This is a genomic window from Caulobacter sp. GW821-FHT10A10 (assembly GCF_059415745.1).
On record NZ_JBWKNV010000001.1, the window covers coordinates 629617 to 653670 of the forward strand.

The 24054-nt window shown below is 69.4% G+C and carries 20 protein-coding genes and 1 pseudogene; 13 read left to right on the forward strand and 8 right to left on the reverse strand.

Annotated elements, in window-relative coordinates; all coding sequences use genetic code 11:
• Window positions 1-353 precede the first annotated feature (353 nt).
• Together AC07NS_RS03035 and AC07NS_RS03040 are read right to left on the reverse strand one after the other, a co-directional pair.
• Window positions 354-2231: a KAP family NTPase gene (locus tag AC07NS_RS03035; RefSeq protein WP_494601343.1), complete on the reverse strand. Its 1878-nt coding sequence runs from the start codon at window positions 2229-2231 to the stop codon at window positions 354-356.
• 197 nt (window positions 2232-2428) lie between these two features.
• A complete protein-coding gene (locus tag AC07NS_RS03040) occupies window positions 2429-3034 on the reverse strand; it encodes a DNA-3-methyladenine glycosylase I (RefSeq protein ID WP_494601345.1) in 606 nt (201 codons plus the stop codon).
• Between the two features lie 127 nt (window positions 3035-3161).
• Between AC07NS_RS03040 and AC07NS_RS03045 the strand changes: the two genes are divergently transcribed.
• Window positions 3162-3584 carry a hypothetical protein gene (locus AC07NS_RS03045; protein WP_110118325.1) on the forward strand — a complete coding sequence of 141 codons (423 nt, stop codon included), beginning with the start codon at window positions 3162-3164 and terminating at the stop codon, window positions 3582-3584.
• A gap of 6 nt (window positions 3585-3590) precedes the next feature.
• Here AC07NS_RS03045 and AC07NS_RS03050 read toward each other — a convergent pair whose 3' ends face one another.
• Window positions 3591-4475: an alpha/beta fold hydrolase gene (locus AC07NS_RS03050; protein WP_494601347.1), complete on the reverse strand. Its 885-nt coding sequence runs from the start codon at window positions 4473-4475 to the stop codon at window positions 3591-3593.
• A 139-nt stretch (window positions 4476-4614) separates the two neighbouring features.
• On the opposite strand from AC07NS_RS03050, the gene AC07NS_RS03055 reads away from it, so the two are divergent.
• A complete protein-coding gene (locus tag AC07NS_RS03055; protein ID WP_494601349.1) occupies window positions 4615-6318 on the forward strand; it encodes a hypothetical protein in 1704 nt (567 codons plus the stop codon).
• Between the two features lie 171 nt (window positions 6319-6489).
• On the opposite strand, the gene ygfZ is transcribed toward AC07NS_RS03055, so the two are convergent.
• Window positions 6490-7320 (reverse strand): CAF17-like 4Fe-4S cluster assembly/insertion protein YgfZ, encoded by an 831-nt coding sequence (gene ygfZ, locus AC07NS_RS03060; protein WP_494601856.1) that lies wholly within the window; start codon window positions 7318-7320, stop codon window positions 6490-6492.
• 109 nt (window positions 7321-7429) lie between these two features.
• Between ygfZ and AC07NS_RS03065 the strand changes: the two genes are divergently transcribed.
• From AC07NS_RS03065 to AC07NS_RS03075, 3 genes are all read left to right on the forward strand, one after another.
• Window positions 7430-8641 (forward strand): glycosyltransferase family 9 protein, encoded by a 1212-nt coding sequence (locus AC07NS_RS03065; RefSeq protein ID WP_494601351.1) that lies wholly within the window; start codon window positions 7430-7432, stop codon window positions 8639-8641.
• 306 nt (window positions 8642-8947) lie between these two features.
• Window positions 8948-10282 carry a dihydroorotase gene (locus AC07NS_RS03070; RefSeq protein ID WP_494601353.1) on the forward strand — a complete coding sequence of 445 codons (1335 nt, stop codon included), beginning with the start codon at window positions 8948-8950 and terminating at the stop codon, window positions 10280-10282.
• Window positions 10283-10533: 251 nt separating this feature from the next.
• Window positions 10534-12318 (forward strand): feruloyl-CoA synthase, encoded by a 1785-nt coding sequence (locus tag AC07NS_RS03075; RefSeq protein WP_494601355.1) that lies wholly within the window; start codon window positions 10534-10536, stop codon window positions 12316-12318.
• A 29-nt stretch (window positions 12319-12347) separates the two neighbouring features.
• Here AC07NS_RS03075 and AC07NS_RS03080 read toward each other — a convergent pair.
• Window positions 12348-12459: pseudogene (locus AC07NS_RS03080) on the reverse strand (hypothetical protein); the annotation flags it as partial.
• Between AC07NS_RS03080 and AC07NS_RS03085 the strand changes: the two are divergent.
• Window positions 12458-13996 carry an acetolactate synthase large subunit gene (locus AC07NS_RS03085; RefSeq protein WP_494601357.1) on the forward strand — a complete coding sequence of 513 codons (1539 nt, stop codon included), beginning with the start codon at window positions 12458-12460 and terminating at the stop codon, window positions 13994-13996. The pseudogene AC07NS_RS03080 and the gene AC07NS_RS03085 overlap by 2 nt on opposite strands.
• A 230-nt stretch (window positions 13997-14226) precedes the next feature.
• On the opposite strand, the gene AC07NS_RS03090 is transcribed toward AC07NS_RS03085, so the two are convergent.
• Window positions 14227-15561 (reverse strand): hypothetical protein, encoded by a 1335-nt coding sequence (locus tag AC07NS_RS03090; RefSeq protein WP_494601359.1) that lies wholly within the window; start codon window positions 15559-15561, stop codon window positions 14227-14229.
• A gap of 141 nt (window positions 15562-15702) precedes the next feature.
• Here AC07NS_RS03090 and AC07NS_RS03095 point away from each other — a divergent pair, with 141 nt between their 5' ends.
• The 4 genes from AC07NS_RS03095 (at window position 15703) to AC07NS_RS03110 (ending at window position 19419) form a co-directional block, all read left to right on the forward strand.
• A complete protein-coding gene (locus tag AC07NS_RS03095; RefSeq protein ID WP_494601361.1) occupies window positions 15703-16782 on the forward strand; it encodes an MBL fold metallo-hydrolase in 1080 nt (359 codons plus the stop codon).
• Between the two features lie 258 nt (window positions 16783-17040).
• Entirely contained in the window at window positions 17041-17502 is a 462-nt protein-coding gene (locus AC07NS_RS03100; protein ID WP_494601363.1) for a MarR family winged helix-turn-helix transcriptional regulator, read from the forward strand.
• A complete protein-coding gene (locus AC07NS_RS03105; RefSeq protein WP_494601365.1) occupies window positions 17499-18284 on the forward strand; it encodes an enoyl-CoA hydratase in 786 nt (261 codons plus the stop codon). Before AC07NS_RS03100 ends, AC07NS_RS03105 begins: the two co-directional genes overlap by 4 nt.
• Window positions 18285-18453: 169 nt before the next feature.
• The gene (locus tag AC07NS_RS03110; protein ID WP_494601367.1) at window positions 18454-19419 is read left to right on the forward strand and encodes an SDR family NAD(P)-dependent oxidoreductase; all 966 of its coding nucleotides are present in this window, start codon (window positions 18454-18456) and stop codon (window positions 19417-19419) included.
• A 192-nt stretch (window positions 19420-19611) separates the two neighbouring features.
• On the opposite strand, the gene AC07NS_RS03115 is transcribed toward AC07NS_RS03110, so the two are convergent.
• The gene (locus AC07NS_RS03115; protein ID WP_494601369.1) at window positions 19612-20304 is read right to left on the reverse strand and encodes a c-type cytochrome; all 693 of its coding nucleotides are present in this window, start codon (window positions 20302-20304) and stop codon (window positions 19612-19614) included.
• Between the two features lie 169 nt (window positions 20305-20473).
• On the opposite strand from AC07NS_RS03115, the gene AC07NS_RS03120 reads away from it, so the two are divergent.
• The 3 genes from AC07NS_RS03120 (at window position 20474) to AC07NS_RS03130 (ending at window position 23687) form a co-directional block, all read left to right on the forward strand.
• The gene (locus tag AC07NS_RS03120) at window positions 20474-21214 is read left to right on the forward strand and encodes a 3-deoxy-manno-octulosonate cytidylyltransferase (protein ID WP_494601371.1); all 741 of its coding nucleotides are present in this window, start codon (window positions 20474-20476) and stop codon (window positions 21212-21214) included.
• Window positions 21215-22063 carry a prephenate dehydratase gene (locus AC07NS_RS03125; protein WP_494601373.1) on the forward strand — a complete coding sequence of 283 codons (849 nt, stop codon included), beginning with the start codon at window positions 21215-21217 and terminating at the stop codon, window positions 22061-22063.
• A 214-nt stretch (window positions 22064-22277) separates the two neighbouring features.
• Window positions 22278-23687, forward strand: a complete 1410-nt coding sequence (locus AC07NS_RS03130) for an FAD-binding oxidoreductase (RefSeq protein ID WP_494601375.1) — start codon at window positions 22278-22280, stop codon at window positions 23685-23687.
• Between the two features lie 6 nt (window positions 23688-23693).
• On the opposite strand, the gene AC07NS_RS03135 is transcribed toward AC07NS_RS03130, so the two are convergent.
• On the reverse strand, window positions 23694-24002 hold the full coding sequence (locus AC07NS_RS03135) for a hypothetical protein (RefSeq protein WP_494601377.1): 309 nt from the start codon (window positions 24000-24002) through the stop codon (window positions 23694-23696).
• Window positions 24003-24054 lie beyond the last annotated feature (52 nt).

The window sequence follows — 24054 nt, forward strand, 5'->3', positions numbered from 1 at the left end:
CCAACAACGAGAACGCGCAGGTGACGCGGGTTACGGTGGCAAGGCTGGCGGGACGGTAGTTCCCCTATGCCCCAGCTTCAGACGCCTCGTCGACGTCATCGTCCGCGAACGAGGGATGCCTACCGGCCAAGATCACCCGCAACCGCCAGAGGCATTGTTCGCTCCAAGTACCCCTTTTTTTGCCTTCCTTCTCCACTCTCATCCGCGTGAGGACAGCGTCAGCATCAAACAGCTCATCGAATGAAGCACGATCAGCACTATAGCCTGGCGGGACGACCAGAGCCGCAATAGAGGCGCGCCCATCATGGCTTTCCAACTGTGCAGTAAGCGATTTCCGGAGATCCTCGTTCCAGTTATTCGTGTTGCTGAGAGCGAAAATAGCTTCGCAGTTTGGGATGCGGCGTAGGAGCCGTCCCATCCAACAATGCATCCCGAAAGATCGGGATCGACCTTGCGAAAAGGTCTTCTGTTTCCTTCTTCGTGAAGATGTAATCCCCTCCCTCTCCCGAGGGACGGTGGGCGGTAAGTCCCCATCTGAATATGTATTTCCGCAGCACATCCGGCAGAAAGATAAGGTCGTTCGCCGCTAGGAGTGCTTCAATGACGCGCTTGACGCGTTCAATCTTCGTCCTATCGCGCAGGCCTAGGCGCAACAGGTATGTCGTCGCATCATCCGCAATGGCACGGTTGTCCTCGGGAGCGAGCAGCCAGTCGTGTTCGCGAATTAGCGCCTTGGCGAGGGCTCGCCAAAACTTCACATCCCCTTCTTCGGCGAGCTTCGGTAATAGATCATCGAGACGGTCAATGATCGGTCTCAGCTCGCCAGCTTTCAACAGCCGCCTCATTTTCGCGCATAAGATGGCTTCGTCGGGCTCATCCCACAGCTTCCTGACGTCATCGGCGCTGGCGATGCCTGGCGGATCACCCAGATAGAGTGCGCGAACGAGATTTCGCCGTCGGCTAATACGCCCACCAGACTCATCGGAGCGGTCCGATCCGAATTTTGGAAAGATAAGGCCGAGCAACTTTTCCTGTCCGGCCACAGCTGGGCCTAAAAATTCGACGGGTTCGATCTTTCCTTTCTCGTTCATCTGCCGAATGACTCGATGCGACATTTCGTTGGCATTCGGGTCATCGACCAGCGCGTCGATGTTCTCGGCAATGACCTCGCGCAGAGTCGGGGCCTTTGTGATTAACCAGCAATAGGCCAGTAGGTCGGCGGGGCTGATTTCCTTGCGCAGCATTCGATCGAGCACGGCATAGGAGCCGACAAGCCTCTTCAATTCCCGCGGCGTCACGGCCGATTGGCGGATTTGTTCGACTACCTTCTCTTCCTCCTGCGACAGGTCCGCCGGAAGGGGAAGGTCATGCTGATAGAGCAGTGCATCAAGCAGCGCCTGTACATCATGGGTGAAGAGCGGGCGAAGCGGGATTGGGTGCTGGATAATCTTTTCCAGATAGGCTTCGCCACTGCGACGTCGGTCGTCGCCAGAGCCTCGACCGAGAGCGTCAGCGACACGCTCAGGGTCGTATGCGACCAAGTAGGAAATGCCCTTGATGTCGCCTATCGCCTTGACTAGCTGTGCGACGGCGCGAACTTCGTCATCCTCGACGCGGTCCAGCTCGTCGATCAACACGACCACCGCGATCTTGGCATCCGCGAGCTTCTCTTCGAGATTTCGCCGCTCTTCTTGAGGCGAAAGTTTCTTCGGCTTACGAATAAGCTTCAAGGCCTGCTTGAGCGCGGCGCGTCCCGCAGTTGCTAAGCCTCCTGCTCCCGCCGCATCGGCTGCAAGGGCTGCAAAGTGGCCAGCTACGGTAATTGCCTCCCGGTAGGTATCCATCGCAGCCACAAGCCCGCCAGCGTGCTCCCTAGGACTCCGGCCAAGCGCATCTCGAAGCTCGCCAAAGAACGCCGCGAGGAGTTCGTCTCGCCCCTTGAACAACCATGGGTTCAAGGTCGCTACGGCAACATGATCCGTCTTCTCAAGACGTTCAGCGACCAGGTTGAGGATGCTACTCTTGCCCGCCCCCCATTTGCCGGTGAGACCGACAACGACCCCTGTTGAACGCCGCGCCATGAGGCGACCACTGACATCCTTCTCGTCACGGATTAGCGCCAGGATCAGATTCTCAACGAACGGAATGCGGTCAAGACGATCATCGATCTCCCTATCGATCGGACGATCTTGCGCAAGGTCTGGGGTGCGCTTTCCCTTAGCTGCTGCCATGATCTGTTGGCCGACCTATTGGTGTGTTGAATATCATAGCCTTCGAGGACACTTAGACCCTGCCGCCATTGTCCAGGCCCCAGTTTGCGCTACGGCGAGCAAGAAACTGAGAAGCCGCTAGAGATCTTAGACCAGCCATTGGCCATCAGGGCCTGCGTCCGACGGTGGCCGCTCAGTAGCCCCCTCATTTTCCCTAGCTAAACATTAGCCCCGTGACGGTGGCCCAACGCCCCGCACTCCTCATGCCGGAAGCACGTCACGAAGTGGTCGTTGACCATGCCGACGGCCTGCATGAAAGCGTAGACGATCACCGGGCCGCAGAACTTGAAGCCCTTGGCTTTCAAGGCCTTGGCCATCTCGACGGCCAGGGGCGTCTGGGCCGGGACGTCGCCCATGCCGGTGAAGCTGTTCTGGATCGGCGCGCCGCCGACGATGCCCCAAAGAAACTCGGAGAAGTCCTCGCCCCGGTCGCGCATGTCGAGATAGATCCGCGCGCCGTTGATGGCCGCGTCGATCTTGGCGTTGGAGCGGATGATGCCGGCGTCGGCCATCAGCCGGGCGCGGTCCTCGGCCCCGAAGCGGGCGACGATCTCGGGATCGAAATCGGCGAAGGCGGCCCGGAAGGCGTCGCGCTTCTTGAGGATGGTGATCCACGACAGCCCGGCCTGGAAGCCGTCGAGCACCAGCTTCTCCCACAGGGCGCGGCTGTCGTACTCGGGCACGCCCCACTCGGTGTCGTGGTAGGCCTCGTACAGCGGGTCGCCGTTCATGCCCCGCCAGGTGCAGCGATGGATCTCTGTCATGCGGCGACGCTAGCAGAACGGCACCCGAAAACCAGAACTTTTGCAGAACACGCGCGCCGCCGGGGCGAAAATGGCCGTCTCGCGCGTTGATCCCCCGCAGAGGGACGCCAACAAGGAGAAGCCGCCCATGCGCCGCTTCCAAACCCTGGTCATGCTGGCCCTGGCCACCGCGACCATGACCGCCGCCCCGGCGCTGGCCCAGCGCCACGACCGCGACGACAACCCGCCCGGACCGCGCGGCGGCCCCGGCACCAACTGGGAGAACCCGCCCGGATGGCGCGGCGGCCCGGGCGCCTCGCCCGACCGCCGCTACTACCGCTGGCAGGGCAAGAAGCTGCGCTTCGACTATCGGCGCGGCTACTACTACAACCCGCGCTTCGGCTACTGGCACCCCAACTACGGCTGGTGGAACCAGAGCCGCCGCTGCTGGCTCGACCGCGACGACAACCCGCCGGGTCCGCGCGGCGGTCCCGGCACCAACTGGGAGAACCCGCCCGGATGGCGCGGCGGCCCCGGCGCCTCGCCCGACCGCTACGGCCGCTGCCGCTAGACCCGCCTAACCTTTGAGGAACCCCTCGACCTCGGCTTGAAAACGGGCCGGCTGGTCGATCATCACGAAGTGGGCGGAGTCGTCGATGCGGACGAGCTTCGCCCCCTTCAGCGGCGCATAGGCCGCGCCGTACCAGCCGGCGAAGGCCTCGGCCGGCGCGAAGCTGGCCTTGTTCCAGGCCCAGACCACGGTGGTCGGCGCGGTGATCCGAGGCAGTTCGGGCGCGAGATCGGTGGTCAGCAGCTCCTCCATCGCCCGGCCCACCACCTTGCGGTCGCTGGCCAGGGAGGCCTCGACCACCGCCTGGCGGGCGCTCTGCGTCAGCACCATGGTCGCGGCGGTCTGGTTCTGGCGGGCCAGGTACTGGTCCTGCGGGGCGGTCTCGATCCGCTGGCGGAAGTCGGCCGCGCCCTTGGCCACGGCCTCGCGCGAGGCGCCGGGACCGAAATAGGCCATGGCCAGGTTGGGGAACATGTCGACCACCATCAGCCGGCCGACAAGGTCCGGATGCCGGGCCGCCAACATCAGGCCGATCGTGCCGCCCAGCGAATGGCCGATGACGGCCGGCGCCTTCAGCCCCTTGGCCTGTATGTAGGCGGCCAGCCCCTCGGCGACGCCGGCGACGACCTGGCCCTCGGCGTTGGCCCCGGCCGGATCGCCGGCGAAGCCCGCCACCTGCACCAGGTGGACGCGGTAGCGATCTTCCAGCGCCTTGGCCGTCGGCTCCCAGACCGCTCGCGACGAGGCCAGGCCCGGGATCAGGATCACGTCCGGCCCCTTGCCCCGCACGACCACGGAAAAGCGGTCGATGTCGCCGGCGGCGAGGACGGGACCGGCGACCACCGTCGCGGCCAGCAGGGCGCCCGCGCCCAGGAGTTCACGGCGGTTCATCGGCTTTCCCCCAGACGGCGCTGTTCACCCGAAGACTTGAGCCCAGATCCTCGCCGCCGCAATCGGTCACGCGATGAATAATCAGTAATCAATTTATGAGCGAGTAGAGCCCGCGCGCTTGGCGACGGAGACGGCCCGCATGAGCGAGACGTTCGGACGGCGAAAACCCGCTCCGCGCCCCGACGGGCCGGCCAAGCGCCGGCGGTGGCCCGCCTGGCCGCTGTTCCTGCTGGCGATGATCCCCGCCTATCTGCTGCAGCAGATCCCGCTGCTGAACCTGATCCTGTTCTTCGCCCTGTCGCCGCTGTGGATCGGCCTGCTGTTCAACGCCGCCCTGGTGACGATGGCGATCGACGCCTGGCGCCGGGCCGCGCCCCGCTGGATGCTGGCCATCCCGGTACTGGTCTATGGCGGCAACCTGGTCTGGAGCGCCATGGGATACCTGGACTATCGCGCCCTGGACGAGCGGCTGCGGCGCGAGAACGCCGCCGCTCACCTGCCCTTCGATCCGGCCCAGGCGTCGATCCTGGCCCCCGGTCAACTGGCCCAGAGCCTGGTCGAGGGCTACGCCCTGCCGGTCGTCTACCGCTATCCCGACGTCTACCGCAGCGGCCAGCCGGCCGCGCTGCGGGTGCTGCCGCGCGCGACCTGCGAGACCATACCCAAGTCCCCCGACCTGCGGATGACGGCGCAACGGATGATGGTCGGCCGCGCCCTGGTGTCCAACGCCTGCGTGCTGATCCTGCCCGGCGAGCCGCGGGGGCCGGTGGTGCGGGTGGAGACCGGCGAAGGACCCGGAGATCTGGAACCGGGTCTGCGCCGCCTGACCCTGACGGCGCCGGACGGCCGCGCCGTCGCCCTGGCCTACGGGATCGCCGCCGTCCCCTCGCCGATCCCCTTCCCGCTGGTCAGCTGCCTCACCTGGACCCGCCACGACTGCACCCACACGCTCTACCGGCTGAAGCCGGGGGTCGGCGGCGGGGCGGAGGGCTTCGCGGGCATGGTCGCCGGGGTCCTTGGCCTGGCGGAACGGCCGATCCACACGACGAGGACCGGCGGCAAGCTGATCCTGTCGCTCGACGAGGCCCAGACCCGCGCCCTGTCGGCCGGTTCGGAGCCGGCCGTGGCCCAGGCCCGCGCCTTCGGACGCCAGGCCGTGGACAAGAACCTGGCCCGCTTCTCGCGCCTGATGGCCGGCGAGGACCTGGCCCAGGACGAGGACTTCGACCGCTGGATCGTGGTCAGCAACGCCGACCAGGTGGACCCCGAGGCCCTGCTGGCGGCGATCCGGCGGGCCTATGGCGATCGCTCCCGCTCCAGCGCCCAGCAGACCTTCGCCGGCGTCGCCGCCGCCCTGCCGGCCGAGGCCTTCGCCCGGATAGGTCCAAGCCTGGCGCCGCTGGTCGGCGAGGACGAGGCCCTGGAGGGGCTGGCCGTCCGCCTGGGCGACCTGGGCGCGCCGGCCGCCCTGCCGCTGGCGAAAAGGGCCGAGGCCGTTCGCGCCGTGCCGAGCCGCACCGACGCCCTGCTGGGCCTCTGCCGGGCGGGACAGGCGGCGGCCGGCGTCGCCGACCGGGTCGCGGCCGTCCCACGCGCTGACGCCCGCGCCGACGTGATCGAGGCTTCCGTGCTGGCGCTGCTGCGGATGGGCCGGCGCGACCTGGCGCAGCCGCTCGCGGCCCTGCCCGCCAGCAACGGCTTCAACGGCGCCGCAAGGCGAGGCTATCGCAAGGCGATCGACCGCATCCTCGCCGAGGTGGGGCCGGCCTCGCCGCGCTCGGTCTGCCAGCTGGATGGCGAGACCCGCCTGCCGCGCGTGTCCTGGCTGGAAGGGGCCGGCTAGGGCGGATCATCCGCCTGCCTCCCCCACCTCCGTCCTTCCCCGCGAAGGCGGGGACCCAAGCTGGCTTTCGGGATATGGCGCCGCCGTGGGCTAGCCGCGGACTCGGCTTGGATCCCCGCCTTCGCGGGGAGGCTCGGTGAAAGATGGCCGAAGGTCTTGAAGTCGGGCCGACTAGACCGTCGGCGCGGCCACAGGCGTCGGCGGGACCCAGTCGGGGCGCTCGACCCGCACCGGGCGGCCGTCGACCGTCAGCGCCGCGCCCTCGATGCGGTCGAGGCGCAGCAGGGCCATGGCCCGGCCGTCGCCGCCGCTCAGCACCTCGCCGGCCCGAAGCTCGCCGGCCAGCACCTCGGCGCCGAAGGCGGGAGCGGGACCGTCGAAGGCGATCGGCAGCATGCGGTTCTTGATCGTGCCGCGCCGCTTCATGCGGCTGGTGGTCTCCTGGCCGACGAAGCAGCCCTTCTTGAAGTCGATGCCCGAAAGCAGGTCGAAATCGGCCTCGATCGGATAGGCCTTGTCGCTGAGCCAGTCGGCCGGGCCGGGCACGCCCAGGGCAAGGCGATGGGCATCATAGTCGGCCTCGGTCGCGTCGGGCTCGACGGTCGAACCGTAGACCCGTGCGCCCAGGGCCGGCAGGCGCGGGTCGGCGTAAAAGCCTTCACCAGCAACCGGCGCGCCGTCCGGCGAGAACACCGCGCCGACCGTCAGGTCCGAAGCCCCGATCTCGACCTTGGCCCGCAGGCGGTACATCGACAGCCGCGTGACGATGGCGTCGCGGTGTTCGGCGGCCACGTCGAGCAGCGCCCCATCCGGTAGGCCGGCCACGAACAGGTCGTAGAGCAGCCGGCCCTGCGGGGTCAGGAGGCCCGAAAAGCGCAGCTCGCCGGGCGCCAGGGTCTCGACGTCCTGGGTCAGCAGCCCCTGCAGGAAGCTGCGCCAATCGGGGCCGGCGACGGCGATGACGGCGCGGGAGGAAAGGTGGGCGGTGCGCGGGCTGGTCATGGCCGAACATGTGGCGCCAGGGCGACGCATCCGCCAGTCTTTCATGCGAAGAAAGCTTAAGCGGGATAACGGGATGCGTTGACAGGCGGTTCACCCTATAGATGGACCGATGACACAGCGGGCCTTCCCGATTCTCTTCATCACCGCCACGCGTATCGGCGACGCCGTGCTGTCGTCCGGCCTGATCAGAATGCTGGCCGACGAGATCCCCAACGCCCGCTTCACCATCGTCGCCGGCCCGCTGGCCGCCCCCCTGTTCGCCCACGTCCCCGGCCTCGACCGGGTGATCGTCATGGAGAAGGGCAAGGGCAAGGGTCACTGGTTCAAGCTGTGGAACCAGGTGCGCCACAAGAAGTGGGGCCTGGTGGTCGATCTGCGCGGCAGCGCCACCGCCCTGTTCCTGCGCCGCGAGAAGCGGGCGATCTGGAAGAAGACCCCCGGCGAGATCGCCCACAAGGTGGTCGAGACCGCCCGCGTGCTGAAGATCGAGGACGCCCCGCCGGCCCCGCACCTCTACATCACGCCGGAAGTCCAGGCCCTGGCCGACCAGATGCTGGCCCCGCGCGGCAACGAGCCGGCCGGTCCGATCCTGGCCATGGGCCCGGCCGCCAACTGGATCGGCAAGGTCTGGCCGATCGAGCGCTTCACCCAGACGGCCGCCCAGCTGCTGGGTCCCGGCGGCAGGCTGGAGGGCGGTCGCCTCCTGATCCTCGGCGGTCCGGAAGACGGCCGCATGGTCGAGGAGCTGCGCATGGCTTCCGCCAGAGGCAGATGCATCGACCTGACCGGCAAGGTCGATCTGCTGACCGCCTATGCCTGCCTCAAGCGCGCCGACCTCTTCATCGGCAACGACAGCGGCTTGATGCACATCGCCGCCGCCGCCGGCACGCCCACCGTCGGCCTGTTCGGCCCGTCGGACGAGCGCCGCTACGGCCCCTGGGGCCCGCTGACCCGCGCCGTGCGCGGCCCGCGCGACTTCGAACAGTTCAAGGCCGTCGATCCCGACCTCTCGCAAGCCATCCGCCACATGAGCGACCTGCCGGTGGCCAAGGTGGTGCGTGCGGCGATCGAGCTGCTGGAGGAGGCCCGGGCGGGGGCGGTTGCGGAGCCAGTCGAGCCCGAGACGCCCGTCGAACCGCCGGTGGCCGAAACGGCCGCGTTCGAGACCGCAGCGCCCGAAGCCGCTCCCGAGCTTCCGCTGGAAGCCGCCCCCGAAACGCCCGCCGCAGAGGCCGACGCCCCGCCGGCCGAAGAACCCAAGCTCAAGGTCTCCCCCCGCCGCCGCAAACGCACCAGCGGCGAAGCCAGCCCGCCTGCCTAGAATTCCCCTCTCTCTTTGAGAGAGGGAGGGGCCCATGGCGAAGCCATGGGAGGGTGAGAGGTAACAAACTCACCGAAAGAGGCGCGGTCGTCGGGCTTGGCTTTTGATCCCGCAGTTCGAGAACGACGTTGATCTCCGTAGCCGTGAGGCGCGTCGGGATATGCCTGCCCACGGTGAAACCTCTCACCCTCCCACCGCCTTCGGCGGCGGGCCCCTCCCTCTCTCTCAGAGAGAGGGATTTAGTTTGGTGTTGCCACCCGCTCGCAGCAGACCTAGACCGCCCCAAACCCACCGCAGGAGCGCCCCATGTCCCAGACCTTCGACCTGATCGTCCGTGGGGGCGAGGTGGTGAACCATGCGGGGCGCGGGATCACCGACGTCGGCGTGCGAAACGGCAAGATCGTCGCCATCGGCGACCTATCCCAGGCCTCGGCGGGCGAAGTGTTCGACGCCACGGGCCTGACGGTGCTGCCGGGCGTGATCGACAGCCAGGTGCACTTCCGCGAGCCGGGCCTGGAGTGGAAGGAAGACCTGGAAAGCGGTTCGCGCGGCGCGGCCCTCGGCGGCGTCGTGGCCGTGTTCGAGATGCCCAACACCGAGCCGACCACCACCGATCCGGACGCCCTGGCCGACAAGCTGGCCCGCGCCAAGAACCGGATGCACACCGACCACGCCTTCTATGTCGGCGGCACCCACGAGAACGCCAACTTCCTGGGCGAACTCGAGCGCCTGCCCGGCTGCTGCGGCATCAAGGTGTTCATGGGCGCCTCGACGGGCTCGCTGCTCGTGCAGGACGACGAGGGCGTCGAGAACGTGCTGCGGCATGTGAACCGCCGCGCGGCCTTCCACTCGGAGGACGAATACCGCCTGGCCGACCGCCGCAGCCTGGCCCGTCCCGGCGACTGGACCAGCCACCCCGAGGTGCGCGACGCCCAGGCCGCCCTGCAATCGACCCACCGCCTGGTGCGCATCGCCAAGAACCTGGGCAAGCGCATCCACGTGCTGCACGTCACCACCAAGGAAGAGATCGACTTCCTGGCTCAGAACAAGGACGTCGCCTCCGTCGAGGTCACGCCCCAGCACCTGACCCTGGTCGCGCCGGAAGCCTATGAGCGGCTGAAGGGTTTCGCCCAGATGAACCCGCCGATCCGCGACGCCTATCACGTGGCCGGCGTCTGGCGCGGCATCGAGGCCGGCATCGCCGACGTGCTGGGCAGCGACCACGCCCCCCACACCCGCGAGGAGAAGGCCCGCCCCTATCCGGCCTCGCCGTCGGGCATGCCGGGCGTGCAGACCCTGGTGCCGGTGATGCTGACCCACGTGGTGGACGGCAAGCTCAGCCTCGAACGCTTCGTTGATTTGACCAGCCATGGCGTGAACCGCGTGTTCGGCCTGGCCGACAAGGGGCGCCTCGCCGAAGGCTTCGACGCCGACTTCACCATCGTCGACATGAAGGCCCGCAAGACCATCACCCACGAGCAGATGGCCAACCGCGCCGGCTGGACCCCGTTCGACGGCTTCGAGGCCAAGGCCTGGCCGGTGGCCACCATCGTCCGCGGCGTCGTGGTCATGCGCGACGACGAGATCATCGCCGAGGGCAAGGGCGAGCCGGTGCGGTTCCTGGAGACGCTGGCGAAGTAAGGCCCCCTCAGTCGCTCCGCGACAGCTCCCCCAGAGGGGGAGCATCTTGGCGAACGCCGCGCTTCAAAGATCCTCCCCCCTCTGGGGGAGGTGGCCCGGAGGGCCGGAGGGGGGACGGTTTCAGCTTCCGCGACGCTGGCCGCTCTCCCCCCACCAATCGCTGCGCGATCGCCTCCCCCATAGGGGGAGGTTCCCACCGAACACCGCTCGACGAGGTTGAACGGCCGTTCGACGCGCTCCATAACTGAGGCATGGACACCCTCGTCAGCGCTCCGTTCCGTGACGCCCGCTATGCGCAGCGCGCGCTGGAGGTCGAAAAGCACGGCGAGGCGCTGATCCTGCGCAACCCCATGCCCTATTCCGACGCGGTGCGGACCACCACCGCCCCGCTGGCCCGCTGGGCCGCGGAGGCGCCCGACCGGGTCTGGCTGGCCGAGCGGGTGGAGGGCCAGGACGGCTGGCGGACGATCACCTACGGCGAGGCCGCGCCTCGTATCGCGGCCCTTGCCGGCGGCCTCTCGACCCTTGGCCTGTCGCGCGGCGCGCCGCTGCTGATCCTGGCCCGCAACGGCGTCGACCACGCCCTGGTCGCCTATGCGGCCATGAGCCTTGGGGCGCCCGCCGCGCCGGTGTCGCCGCAATACGGCCTGGCCGGCGCCGACCTCTCGCGCCTGGCCCAGGCGGTCGAGCGGATCAGGCCGGCGGCGGTCTATGTCGACGACGCGGCCGCCTTCGCCCAGGCCCTGGACCATCCCAGCATCGACAGCCTGCCGGTCGTCGCCAGCCGCAACCCGCGCCCCGGCGACCAGCCGTTCGACGCCCTGCTGGCCAGCCCGCCGGCGGCCGATGTCGCGCAGGCCGGCGACGTCGCCAAGCTGCTGCTGACCTCGGGCTCGACCGGCCGCCCCAAGGCGGTGATCTGCACCCACGCCAACATCGCGCTCAACGCCGCCCAGATCGAGGCCTGCTACGCCGACCCCGACCCGCCGGTGCTGGTCAATTCCGCGCCCTGGAGCCACAGCCTGGGGGCCAACGCCATACTGCACATGGTGCTGCATCGCGGCGGCACGCTCTACATCGACACCGGCCAGCCCGTGCCGGGGCGCTTTGGCGAAACCCTTCGGAACCTGCGCGAGATCTCGCCGACCTATCACAACATGGTGCCGGCCGGCTGGGGCCTGCTGGTCGGCGAGCTGGAGCGCGACCCGGTGCTGGCGGCGACCTTCTTCCGCAAGGTGCGGGTTCTGCAGTACGGCGGCGCGGCCATGGCCCAGTCGATCCTCGACCGGGTGCAGGCCGTGGCCCTGGAGACGACCGGCCAGCGCATCACCTTCGCGGCCGGCTACGGCGCCACCGAGACCGGGCCGACCGCCTGCAACATCCACTGGCTGAACGCGCGCTCCGGCATGGTCGGCCTGCCCACGCCGGGCACGTCGGTGAAGCTGGTTCCGGCCGGCGAGAAGCTGGAGATCCGAGTCAAGGGTCCGCAGGTCTCGCCCGGCTATCTCGACCAGCCCGAGGCGACGCGGGAGGCCTTCGACGAAGACGGCTTCTACCGCCTGGGCGATGCCGCGCGCCTGGCCGATCCCGATGATCCTTCGGGCGGCCTGGTCTTCGACGGGCGCCTCGTTGAGAACTTCAAGCTGGCCAGCGGGACCTTCGTGGCCGCCGGGGCGCTGCGGGTGGCGGCGATCTCGGCCATCGGCGGGGCGGCGAGCGACGCCGTGGTCTGCGGCGAGGGCCGCGAGGGGGTCGGGCTGATGCTGTTCCTGGAGCCCAGGACCTGCGAGCGCATCGGCGACGCGGCCGCCGTGCGGGCGGCGGTGCGGGCCGGGCTGGAGCGCTTCAACGCCGGGGCCAGGGGCGGCGGCCGCGTGGCCCGCGCCCTGATCCTGCCCGGCGCCCCCGACGCGGCCAGCGGCGAGCTGACCGACAAGGGCTACATCAACCAGGCCCTGGCCCGCGAACGGCGACCGGCGGAGATCGAGCGGCTGTTCGCGGCCGCGCCCGATGGCGACGTGATGGTGTTTGGTTGAGCTAGAAAGATCGTCATCCCGGACGGCGTAGCCGATCCGGGACCCAGGGGCCACCGCACTGCCGCTTGCCCCTGGGTCCCGGCTCTCCGCTTCGCTACGGCCGGGATGACGCGCGTTGTTGTTAGGCAAGGAAAAGCACATGAACGGCGCCGACGCCCTGATCACCACCCTGGCCGACAACGGCGTCACCGCCTGCTTCGCCAACCCGGGCACCAGCGAGATGCAGTTCGTCTCGGCCCTGGACCGCGAGCCGCGCATGCGCTCGATCCTGTGCCTGTTCGAGGGGGTGGCGACCGGGGCGGCCGACGGCTACGGGCGGATCGCGGGCAAGCCGGCCTGCACCCTGCTGCACCTGGGGCCGGGCTACGCCAACGGCGCGGCCAACCTGCACAACGCCCGCCGGGCCTTCACCCCGATCGTCAACGTCGTCGGCGACCACGCCACCTATCACCGCGGCTTCGACGCCCCGCTCAACAGCGACATCGCCGCCCTGGCCGCGCCCAATTCGCTGTGGGTGAAGTCGGCCGAGAGCGCCGACAGCGTCGGTCCCCTCGCGGCCGAGGCGATCACCGCCAGCTACGGGACGCCGGCCGGGAACGCCTGCCTGATCCTGCCCGCCGACGCGGCCTGGAACGAGGCCAAGGTGCACGGCGGGGTGGCCGAGATCCCCGCCCCCGGCGCGCCGAGCGACGAGGCCATCGCCGCCATCGCCCACGCGGTGAAGGCGGCCAGGGCGCCGGTGCTGCTGCTGGGCTCAGGCGCCTGTCGCGCCGACGGGATCGCCGCCGCCGGACGTCTGGCGGCGCTGGGGATCCGGGTGCTGACCGACACCTTCACCGCCCGCCAGGCGCGCGGCGAGGGCCGCTTCCGCCCCGACAAGCTGCCCTATTTCGGCGAGCAGGCCCTCAAGGAGCTCGACGGCGCCGACCTGATGGTGCTGGTCGCCACCGAGCGGCCGGTGGCCTTCTTCGCCTATCCCGACCGGCCCAGCGTGCTGGTTCCCGAGCACTGCGGGTTGGAGACCCTGTGCGGGCGTGGCGACGACGCCGCCGCCGCCCTGCACGCCCTGGCCGACGCCCTGGAGGCCCCCGCCGCCGGTCCGGCCGAGCCCTACGCCCCGCCGCCCGCCCCGGCCGGCAAGCTGGACGCCTGGGCCATCGGGGCCAGCCTCGCCCGTCACATGCCGGCCGATACGGTGATCTCGGACGACGCGGTGACCGCCGGCCTGCCGATCTTCACCCAGACCCGCGCCGCCCGCGCCCACGACTGGCTGTCGCTGACCGGCGGGGCGATCGGCCAGGGCATCCCGCTGGCCATCGGCGCGGCCGTGGCCCGGCCGGACGCCAAGGTCCTGGCCCTCACCGGCGACGGGGCGGGCATGTACACGGTGCAGGGCCTGTGGACGATCGCCCGCGAGCAGCTGGACGTGGTGGTCGTGGTCTTCGCCAACCACGTCTACCGCATCCTCGGCATCGAACTGTCGCGCACCGGCGCCGGTCCGGCGGGCCCGGCGGCCAGCAAGCTGCTGGACCTTGGCGAGCCGCGCATCGACTGGGTGGCGGTCTCGCAAGGCCTGGGCGTGCCCGCGCAGCGGGTGGAGACGGCCGAGGCCTTCGACGCGGCGTTCGAACAGGCGATGGCGGGCAAGGGGCCAAGGCTGATCGAGGCGGCGCTTTAGCGTGAGGAACCTCCCCCTGTGGGGGAGGTGATCGCGAAGCGATCGGTGGGGGGCGTTACTGCGAAATCGGCCGACGTCCGCGGCAGCTGAAAACGTCCCCCCACCGGCCTTCGGCCGCCTCCCCCACAGGGGGAGGTTCGCTCGCCTCGCTCCTCCCCCTTCAGGGGGAGGAATAAAAAACCCCGCCGGTTCGCACCGGCGGGGTTCTTCGTCAGAGCTCCGAAAAGCCCTTACTTCTTGATGTTGGTCGGCAGCTTGCAGCCGCCGCCGACGCCCTTGGCCTGCAGGCAGGACAGCAGTTCCTTCGGCTTGGGCGCGGGCGCGTTCAGCGGGTAGGACATCACCCAGCCCGGCAGGCCGTCGGCGCAGGCGACTTCGATGAAGCCGTCGGTCTCGGTGCGGCCGATGACCCGGGCGTCGGAGACCTCGCAGCTGCCCTTGCCGTAGGCCTTCAGGTCGGACCACAGGCGCGGGAACACCGCGTTCGGCTTGGTGTAGCTGCAGCGGAAGCCGTTCAGCTCCGAGAACAGGCAGTCATAGACGCGGTTCTCGGTGGGCGAGAACATGCCGATGCCGCCGTCCGGACGGTTCGAGCACTTCAGCTCGACCACTTCCTTCTTGGGGTCGTTCGACGGGAACAGGCCGTAGGATTCGACCTTGCAGTCGAAGCCGGCCTTCTTGGCCAGGCTGGTGTAGAGGCCGGCCTGCTCGGTCTTGGCCGCGCGGCTGTCGGTCAGGGTGCACTCGGCGCCGCCCGGGGCGTTGGCGCAGTCGATGGCGCGGGCGAGAGCGCCGCTGGCCAGGGTCTGCTGCAGCACGTAGCCCTTGCCGTCCTGGCACGAGACTTCGAAGTAGTTGTCGCTCTTGGTGGTCAGGATGTAGCGCTTGTCCTTCACCGCGCAGCCGTTGTTGGCGGCGGCGGCCAGGGTGTCGACGACCTGCAGCTGGGTGGCGCGGTCGGTCAGCTTGCACGAGATGTTGCCGGTCTCGTCGTACAGCAGGCAGCTGTTGGCCACCGTGCCTTCGAGCTTCATCGGAACCGGAACCTGGACGATGTAGCCGGCGCCGCCCTTACAGGCGACTTCGAAGAACGAGTTATTGTTGCCGGTGCCGATGGCGCGGGCGTTCTGCAGGTCGCACGAGGCGTTGGCCTTGGCGAGATAGGGCTTCAGGCCTTGCTTGGGATCGACGTTGGCCGGCAGCAGGCACTTGAGGCCCGATTCCTTGCCGTCGGCGCCGACCTGGCCGGTCTCGAGGCAGTTGAACGCCTGCGGAGCGGCGTCCTTCTTGGCCACGATGGCGTAGCCCATGCCTTCCTGGCAGGCGACTTCGTAGTAGGAGGTGCTGGTCTTCTTGTCGGCGCCGATCAGTCGGGCGTCGGACACTTGGCAGGCGATGGTCGTCTGCGCCATCAGCGGCGGCGCTTCCTTCATGCCGGTTTCACGCGACTTGGCGTCGACGGCGGCGGCGGCGGGCTTGGCATCCTTCGGCGCCGCGAAGGCGGCGGCCGGAACGAGCACGGCGACCGCGAGGGCGGCCGTCAGGCCGATCGCGAATGGCCTCATGTCTGTAGTCTCCTGGGGGTGAATTCCTCGCGGCGGACTTAAGCGCCCGCTTGCATCTAGGGTCAAGATGTCGTCCGACAGGGGCGCAATCATGGCGCGGCTTGGCCATAAAAAATGGGTGGTTTGGGGAAGGAGAAGGCGATGAGCGACGGTTTCGAGGAGGCCGCGAGCGACGCGGAATCGCCACGCCGCCCCCGCCTGGCCTATCCGTTCGAGGTCGAGCCGGAGCCCGGTTCGGGCCAGGCGGTCGAGGTCGCGCCGGGGGTTCTGTGGCTGCGACAGCCCCTGGGCGGCTCGCTGGGCTTCATCAATGTCTGGGCGCTGGCCGACGGCGAGGGCTGGACCATCGTCGACACCGGCATGGCCACCAGGGAGACCAGCGGCGCCTGGAAGGCCGCCTTCGCCGGGGCGCTGGAGGGCCGGCCGGTGACCCGGGTGATCGTCACCCACCTGCATCCCGACCATGTGGGCCTGGCCGGCTGGCTGACCCGCCGCTTCGACTGCCGCCTGTGGATGACCCGGCTGGAATACTTCCAGTGCCGGATGCTGGTGGCCGACACCGGTCGCGAGGTGCCCGAGGACGGGGTGCGGTTCTTCCGCGCCGCCGGCTGGGACGACGACGCCGTCGACAACTACAAGACCCGCTTCGGCGGCTTCGGCCGGGCGATCCACGCCCTGCCCGACAGCTATCGGCGCATGGAGGACGGCGAGACCTTCCGCATCGGCGAGCACGACTGGACGGTGGTGACCGGCCAGGGCCATTCGCCCGACCACGCCTGCCTGTGGAGCCCAGCGCTGGGCCTGCTGATCTCGGGCGACCAGGTGCTGCCGAAGATCTCGTCCAACGTCTCGGTGTTCCCCACCGAGCCCGACGCCGACCCGCTGACCGACTGGCTGACCTCGCTGGCCAAGGTCAAGGCGATCGTCCCCGACGAGGTGCTGGTGCTGCCGGCCCACAACGCCCCGTTCCGCGGCCTGCACGCCCGCATCGACCAGTTGATCAACGGCCACGAGCGCGGCCTCTCGCGCTTGGCCAGTAAGCTGGAAGAGCCCAGGCGCGCCGTCGACACCTTCGGCGCCCTCTTCGCCCGGCCGATCGGCCCGGACCTGCTGGGCATGGCCACCGGCGAGGCCATGGCCCACCTCAACTGCCTGATCGGCCGCGGGTTAGCGCTGCGCGAGACGGATGAGGCGGGGGTGGGGTGGTATCGGGCGGTTTGATATTTCCCTCTCTCTTTGAGAGAGGGAGGGGCCCGCCGCGAAGCGGTGGGAGGGTGAGAGGTTTCACCGCCAGCAGGCAAATCCGAACCCACAGCCACCTACCCGACGCCGAAGTCGCAACTCCGCGCTTCATCAGGTGAGTTTGTTACCTCTCACCCTCCCACGCCTTCGGCGTGGGCCCCTCCCTCTCTCAAAGAGAGAGGGACAAACGGGAAAACACCCGTTTGATATTTCGCACACGAAGCATATAGTCGGCGCATGTCGACGCCCCCCGCCCCTGCCCCCGACAAGCGCCTCGTTTTCCTGCTGGCTTCCGGCCATCGGCGGGTGCAGCGCTGGATCGAGGCCAAGCTGGCGGCCGATCGGCACGGCCTGACCTCGGCCCAGTCGGGGGTGCTGTTCTATCTGGGCGGCGCCGACGGGGCGCTGATCGGCGAGGCGGCGGAAGCCCTGGATCTCGCCCCCTCGGCCATGACCGGCCTCGTCGACCGCATGACCCGCGCGGGCCTAGTCGAGCGCCGGCCCGACCCCAAGGACGGCCGCGCCCTGCGCCTGCACCTGACCGACCACGGCCGCGCCGCCCGCGAGGAGGCGAAAGCCGGCCTCGCCCACCTCAACGCCCACCTCACCGAAGGCTTCACGGACGACGAGATCGCCGTGGTCGCCCGCTGGCTCGCGAGCCTGCAGACCAAGTTCCCCAAAGGAGACCCCGCCCCATGACCGACCCCCTCAAGACTGAGCAGGTCAAGATCGACCGTGAGGCCGGCGTTCTGACCATCACCCTGGCCCGCCCGGACAAGAAGAACGCCCTCAGCAACGCCATGTACGGCGCCCTGGCCGACGCCCTGGAAGGCGCCGAGAACGATCCGGAGATCCGGGTCGTGGTGTTCCAAGGCGACGGCGACAGCTTCAGCGCCGGCAACGACCTGGGCGACTTCGTGGCCCAGGCCACCGGCGCCTTCACCGAGGAGCGCCACGTGTGGCGGTTCCTGAAAGCCCTGGCCAACGCCACCCGGCCGCTGGTCGCCGCCGTCCACGGCCAGGCTGTCGGCGTGGGAACCACCATGCTGCTGCACTGCGACCTGGTGTTCGTGGCGCCCGACGCCCGCCTGACCGTGCCGTTCGTCAACCTGGCCCTGGCCCCGGAGGCCGCGTCGAGCTGGCTGCTGCCGGCCCGCATCGGCCACGCCCGCGCCTACGCCATGTTCGCCCTGGGCGAGGCCGTGGACGGGACGACCGCCGCGGCCTGGGGCCTGGCCAACGCCGTGGTCCCGGCCGAAGAGCTGCGCGCCAAGGCCCGCGCCGCCGCCGACCAGTTGGCCAAGCGTCCCCTGGGCGCCCTGACCGTCACCAAGCGCCTGATGCGCGACGCCGAGGCCATCGCCAGCCTGATGGACAAGGAAGGCGCCCTGTTCGCCGAGCGCCTGCAGACCGCCGAAGCCCGCGAAGCCTTCATGGCCTTCGCCGAGCGCCGGGCTCCGGACTTCAGCAAGGTGGGGTAGGGTAGAAAGATCCTCCCCCTCTGGGGGAGGTGTCGCCAAAGGCGACGGAGGGGGGCCGTTTTCAGCTTCCGCTGATCTGGCTGGCTTCGCGAATACTCCCCCCACCGATCGCTTCGCGATCGCCTCCCCCACAGGGGGAGGTTCCTCATGACCGACAAGGATCCTCGCCATGGCCGACCGCATCGTCTCGCCCTTCGGGGCCCGCAGCACCGCCGGCGAGGTGGTCGCCGGCCATGACCTCACGGGCCGCACCGCCATCGTCACCGGCGCGGCCACGGGCATCGGCGTCGAGACCGCCCGCGCGCTGGCCGAAGCCGGCGCGGAGGTGGTGATCGCCGCCCGCAAGCCCGACCTGGGCGCGGAAGCCGTCGCCGAGATCGAGCGCACGGCCGGCCCCGGCAAGGTCCGCTTCGCCATGCTCGACCTCTCCAGCCTGGCCTCGGTGCGCGCCTTCGCCGACGCCTGGGGCGCAGCGCCGCTGCACCTGCTGATCAACAACGCTGGCGTCATGGCCTGCCCGCTCGCCTACACCGAAGACGGGCTGGAGATGCAGATCGGCACCAACCACTTCGGCCACTTCCTGCTGTCGACGCTGCTGGCGGACAACCTGGTCGAGGGTGCGCAAGGATCGGGCGTTCCCTCGCGCCTGGTGTCGCTGTCGTCGATCGGCCACCGGCGTTCGGGCGTGAACTTCGAGGACCCGCACTTCCGCCATCGGCCCTACGACAAGTGGGAAGCCTACGGCCAGGCCAAGACCGCCAACAGCCTGTTCGCGGTCGGTTTCGACGCCCGGTTCAAGGACCGGGGCGTGCGGGCCAACGCCGTCATGCCCGGCGGCATCATGACCCCGCTGCAGCGCCACCTGCCGATCGAGGAGCAGGTCGCCCTGGGCTGGATCGGCGAGGACGGCAAGCCGCGCGACGGCTTCAAGACCCCAGAGCAGGGCGCGGCCACCAGCGTCTGGGCGGCGGTCGGTTCCGAGCTCGACGGCGTCGGCGGGCTCTATCTGGAAGACTGCAAGCAGGCCGTGGCCTGGAACAAGGACAAGCCCTGGACCGGTGTGCTGCCGCACGCGCTGGACCCCGAGTCGGCCGAGCGGCTGTGGGCGCTGTCGGTGGAGACGACGGGGGCATAGGAACCTCCCCCTCTGGGGGAGGCGGCCGAAGGCCGGTGGGGGGCCGTTTTCAGCTTCCGTTGCGCAGGCCGAGTTCGCAATAGCTCCCCCCACCGATCGCTGCGCGATCGCCTCCCCCACAGGGGGAGGTTCGTAAAGAAAAAGCCCCGCCGGATCACCGGCGGGGCTCTTTCGTTCGCTTTGTCCCAGACCCTACGGCTTGGCCGGGGCCGCGGTCGGCTTGTCGGCGGTCGCCGGGGTCGGAGCGGTCGCGGCGGCCGAGGCCGGGGCGCCGGCGGCGGGCGCCGCAGCGCCTTCAGCGGCCGGAGCGGCAGCCGGAGCAGCGGCGGCGGCGGGCTTGGGCGCCGGCACGGGCAGGGTCGAGCCCAGGCTGTGCAGGTAGGCGATGATGGCGATGCGGTCTTCCTGCTTCTTCAGGCCCGCGAAGGTCATCTTGGTGCCCGAGATGTACTTCTGCGGCCCCTTCAGGAACTGGTCGACGTGGTCGTAATCCCACTGCGGGTTCTTCGAGCCGAAGTCGGTCATGGCCGACGAATAGGCGAAGCCCGGGTGCGTGCCCGGATGCTTGCCCAGGGTGCCGAAGAGGTTGGGACCGGTGCCGTTCGGGCCGCCCGAATCGAAGTTGTGGCACGAGGCGCACTTGGCCGCGACAGCCTTGCCGGCCTCGATGTTGGCGGGCAGCAGGATCACCGAACCCCAGTCCGGCGGAACCTCGGCGGCCGCGGCGCCCTCGCCGCCGGTGTCTTCCTGGACGGCGATCTCGTAGCCGGCCTTCTCGACCTCGTGCTTCTTGAAGACGATGTCGGACGCTTCGCGCAGGCCAAAGATCACCAGGCCGGTCAGCAGCACGCCGCCGAAAATCTTGTTGAACGTAAGATCGCTCATCTCAGCCTTGCCAGCCTCTTTATTGGCTCCGCCTTACGTGGACGGGCCGATTTATGAGCGCGGGTCCCCCCATGGTCGTCCCACGCGCGATGTTGCGCTCCGGTCTCTGACACGCTACCGCCCCATGCGCAACCCGGGCGAACCGCGTTTCGCCCAACTCCGGTACGCCATGAACCCGATCGTCCTCATCCCCGCCCGCATGGCGGCGACCCGCCTCCCCAACAAGCCGCTGGCCGACATCGGCGGGCTGCCGATGATCGTGCGCGTGCTGCGCCAGGCGCAGGTCGCCGGCATCGGCCCCGTCGCCGTGGCGGCCGGCGATCCGGAGATCGTGGCGGCGGTGGAGGCCGCCGGCGGCGCCGCCGTGCTGACCGATCCGGCCCTGCCCTCGGGCTCGGACCGCATCCTGGCGGCCCTGGCCGTGCTGGACCCGGACGGCGTCCACGACGTGATCATCAATCTGCAGGGCGACATGCCCTTCGTCGACCCGGCCGTGCTGAGCGCCTGCGCCGGCCAGCTGGCCGCCCACGCCGACGCCGACATCGCCACGGTGGTGGCGCCGGAAGCCTCGGCCGACGACCGCTCCAACCCCGACGTGGTCAAGGCCGTGCTGGCCATGGATCCCGAAGGCCAAAGCGGCCGCGCCCTCTATTTCACCCGCTCGACGCTCTATGGCGACGCGCCCGTCTGGCGCCACATCGGCATCTACGGCTATCGCCGCGCCGCGCTGGAGGCCTTCAACGCCGCCGCGCCCTCGCCGCTGGAAAAGCGCGAGAAGCTGGAGCAGCTGCGGGCCATGGAGCTGGGCCTGACGATCCGCGCGGCGGTGGCGGGCGAGGCCCCGATCTCCGTCGACAATCCTTCCGACCTGCAGGCCGCGCGCGACCACGCCGAAAAGACTGAAAGCTAGATGAGCACCCTCAAGAAGATCGCCTTCCAGGGCGAACCCGGCGCCAACAGCCACGAGGCGTGCCGCACCTACTTCCCCGACTACGAAGTGCTGCCCTGCGCCACCTTCGAGGAGGCGTTCGAGGCCATCAAGACCGGCGCCGCAGAGCTGGGCATGATCCCGATCGAGAACTCGATCGCCGGCCGAGTGGCCGACGTCCACCACCTGCTGCCCGCCTCGGGCCTGAAGATCATCGGCGAGCGCTTCAAGCCGATCCGCTTCCAGCTGATGGCCAACAAGGGCGTGACGCTGGAGACCGTGACCACCGCCGTCTCGATGCCGATCGCGCTTTCCCAGTGCCGCCACAGCCTCAAGCGCCTGGGCCTGGCCAAGGAAGGCGCGGGCGACACCGCCGGCGCGGCCAAGGCCCTGGCCGCCAAGCCCGACCCGACCCGCGCCGCCGTCGCCCCCGCCCTGGCCGCCGAGATCTACGACCTCGACATCCTGGCCCGCGACATCGAGGACGAGCGCCACAACACCACCCGCTTCCTGGTGATGACCGCCGACCCGGCCCCGCCGGCCCCGTCGTTCACCCACCGCTGCGTGACCAGCTTCGTCTTCCGGGTGCGCAACCTGCCGGCGGCCCTGTTCAAGGCCCTGGGCGGCTTCGCCACCAACGGCGTCAACATGACCAAGCTGGAAAGCTACATGGAGAACGGCGCCTTCACGGCCACCTTCTTCTACGCCGAGGTCGACGGCCGCCCCGAGGACCGCAGCCTGGCTCTGGCCTTCGACGAACTGCAGTTCTTCTCCGAGAAGTTCGAGATCCTGGGCGTCTACCCGGCCGACCCGTTCCGCGACGGGAAGTAGGGCTCCCTTATTTACCCGTCATTCCCGCCCTTGTGGCGGGAACCCCTGCTTCCGTTCGCACGTGAAGTTCGAGCGGCGTGCTGAGCACGCCGCCCCATCCGCCCTTGCGGCTGAGAGAGGGCTTCCCGCCACAAGGGCGGGAATGACGGGAGGATGGGGCGGAGTTCATCCCCCGCCTTCACCCCCTCCCCGTTCCGCCCTATTCTCCCTGGCCATGACCAAGCCCGTTCCCGCAGATGTCGTCTCGCGCCTGAAGTCCGTGCTGGGCGAGGGCGGATGGAGCCAGGATCCAGAGCGGCTGGCGCCGAAGCTGGTCGAGTGGCGTGGGCGCTGGAAAGGCGAGACGCCGCTGCTGGTCACCCCGCGCACCACCGCCGAGGTGGCGGCCGTCGTTGGGATCTGCGCGGCCGAGGGCGTGGCGATCACCCCGCAGGGCGGCAACACCGGCCTGGTCGCCGGCCAAATCCCGCAGGGCGAGATCCTGCTGTCGACCGAGAAGCTGCGGGCCGTGCGCGACGTCGATGCCCTGGACGACGTCATGGTGCTGGAAGCCGGCGTCACTCTGTACGAAGCCCATCAGCAGGCCGCGAGCGTCGGGCGGCGGTTCACGGTGGGCGTGGCCTCGGAAGGCTCGTGCACGATCGGCGGCCTGATCTCGACCAACGCCGGCGGCACGGCCGTGCTGCGCTACGGCATGATGCGCGAGCAGGTGCTGGGGATCGAGGCGGTGCTGCCCAACGGCGAGATCTGGAACGGCCTCAAGCGCCTGCGCAAGGACAACACCGGCTATGACCTCAAGCAGCTGCTGATCGGGGCCGAGGGCACGCTGGGCGTCGTCACCGCCGCGGCCTTGAAGCTGCACGCGCCGCTGGCCTCGCGGGCCGTGGCCATCGTCGGCCTGGTCTCGCCGGAAGACGCCATCACCCTGCTCGCCCGCGCCAAGGACGAGACCGGCGGCGCGGTCGAGGCCTTCGAACTGATGGGCCGCCTGGGCTTCGCCTTGACCGTGCGCAACGTGCCGGGCCTGCGCGATCCTCTGCCCACGGAGCATCCCTGGTACGTGCTGATCGAGATCGCCAGCGGCGAGCCCGGCGCGGCCGAGGCGGCGCTGGAGCGCCTGCTGGCCGGCGCCCTGGAGAACGGCCTGATCGCCGACGCGGCCGTGGCCCAGACGCAGACTCAGATGAAGGACTTCTGGCACATCCGTGAAGGCCACTCGGCCGGCCAGAAGCCGGAAGGCGCGGTGTGGAAGCACGACGTCAGCGTGCCCGTCTCGAAGATCCCGCTGTTCATCGGTCAGGCCAATGCGGCGATCGACAAGGCGTTCCCCGGAACCCGCATCGTCGCCTTCGGCCATGTGGGCGACGGCAACGTGCACTACGACGTGCTGAAGGCCTCCGGAGACGACGACGACGCCCACGACGCCCTGCGCGAGCAGGGCGCCCGCATCGTCCACGACATCGCCGCCGGCTTCACCGGCTCGATCAGCGCCGAGCACGGCCTGGGCGCGATGAAGACGGCCGAGGCCCTGGCCTACAAGGACCCCATCGAGGTCGCCGCCCTGCGCGCGATCCGGGCGGCGCTCGACCCGCAGCGGATCATGAACCCCCGCGTGCTGTTCTAGGCGCCCCTAGCCCTGGGCCGCCTTCGCCCTGCGGCGAGCGAAATAGACCATGATCAGCGACAGCACGGCGCCGGCCGGGAAGGTGGCCTTCAGCAGGCCATTGGCCGCGCCCGGGCCCAGGATGTTGATCGCGAACGGGACGAAGCCCCACTCGCCGGTCGAGGGCTTCATCCAGAACGCCCCGACGCCGACGAAGGCCAGCACCGCCCAGATCACCCGGAACTTCAGCGCCTTGGTGCGGGCCACGAAGTAGAGGGCGGCGATCATCGGCAGGGGCCAAGCCAGGGCGGCCGCGAGGGCGAGGGTTTGGTTCATGGCCCCTTCCTAGCGGGCGCCAGGCGAAAGCGGGAGCGGTTTCCGCACGCCG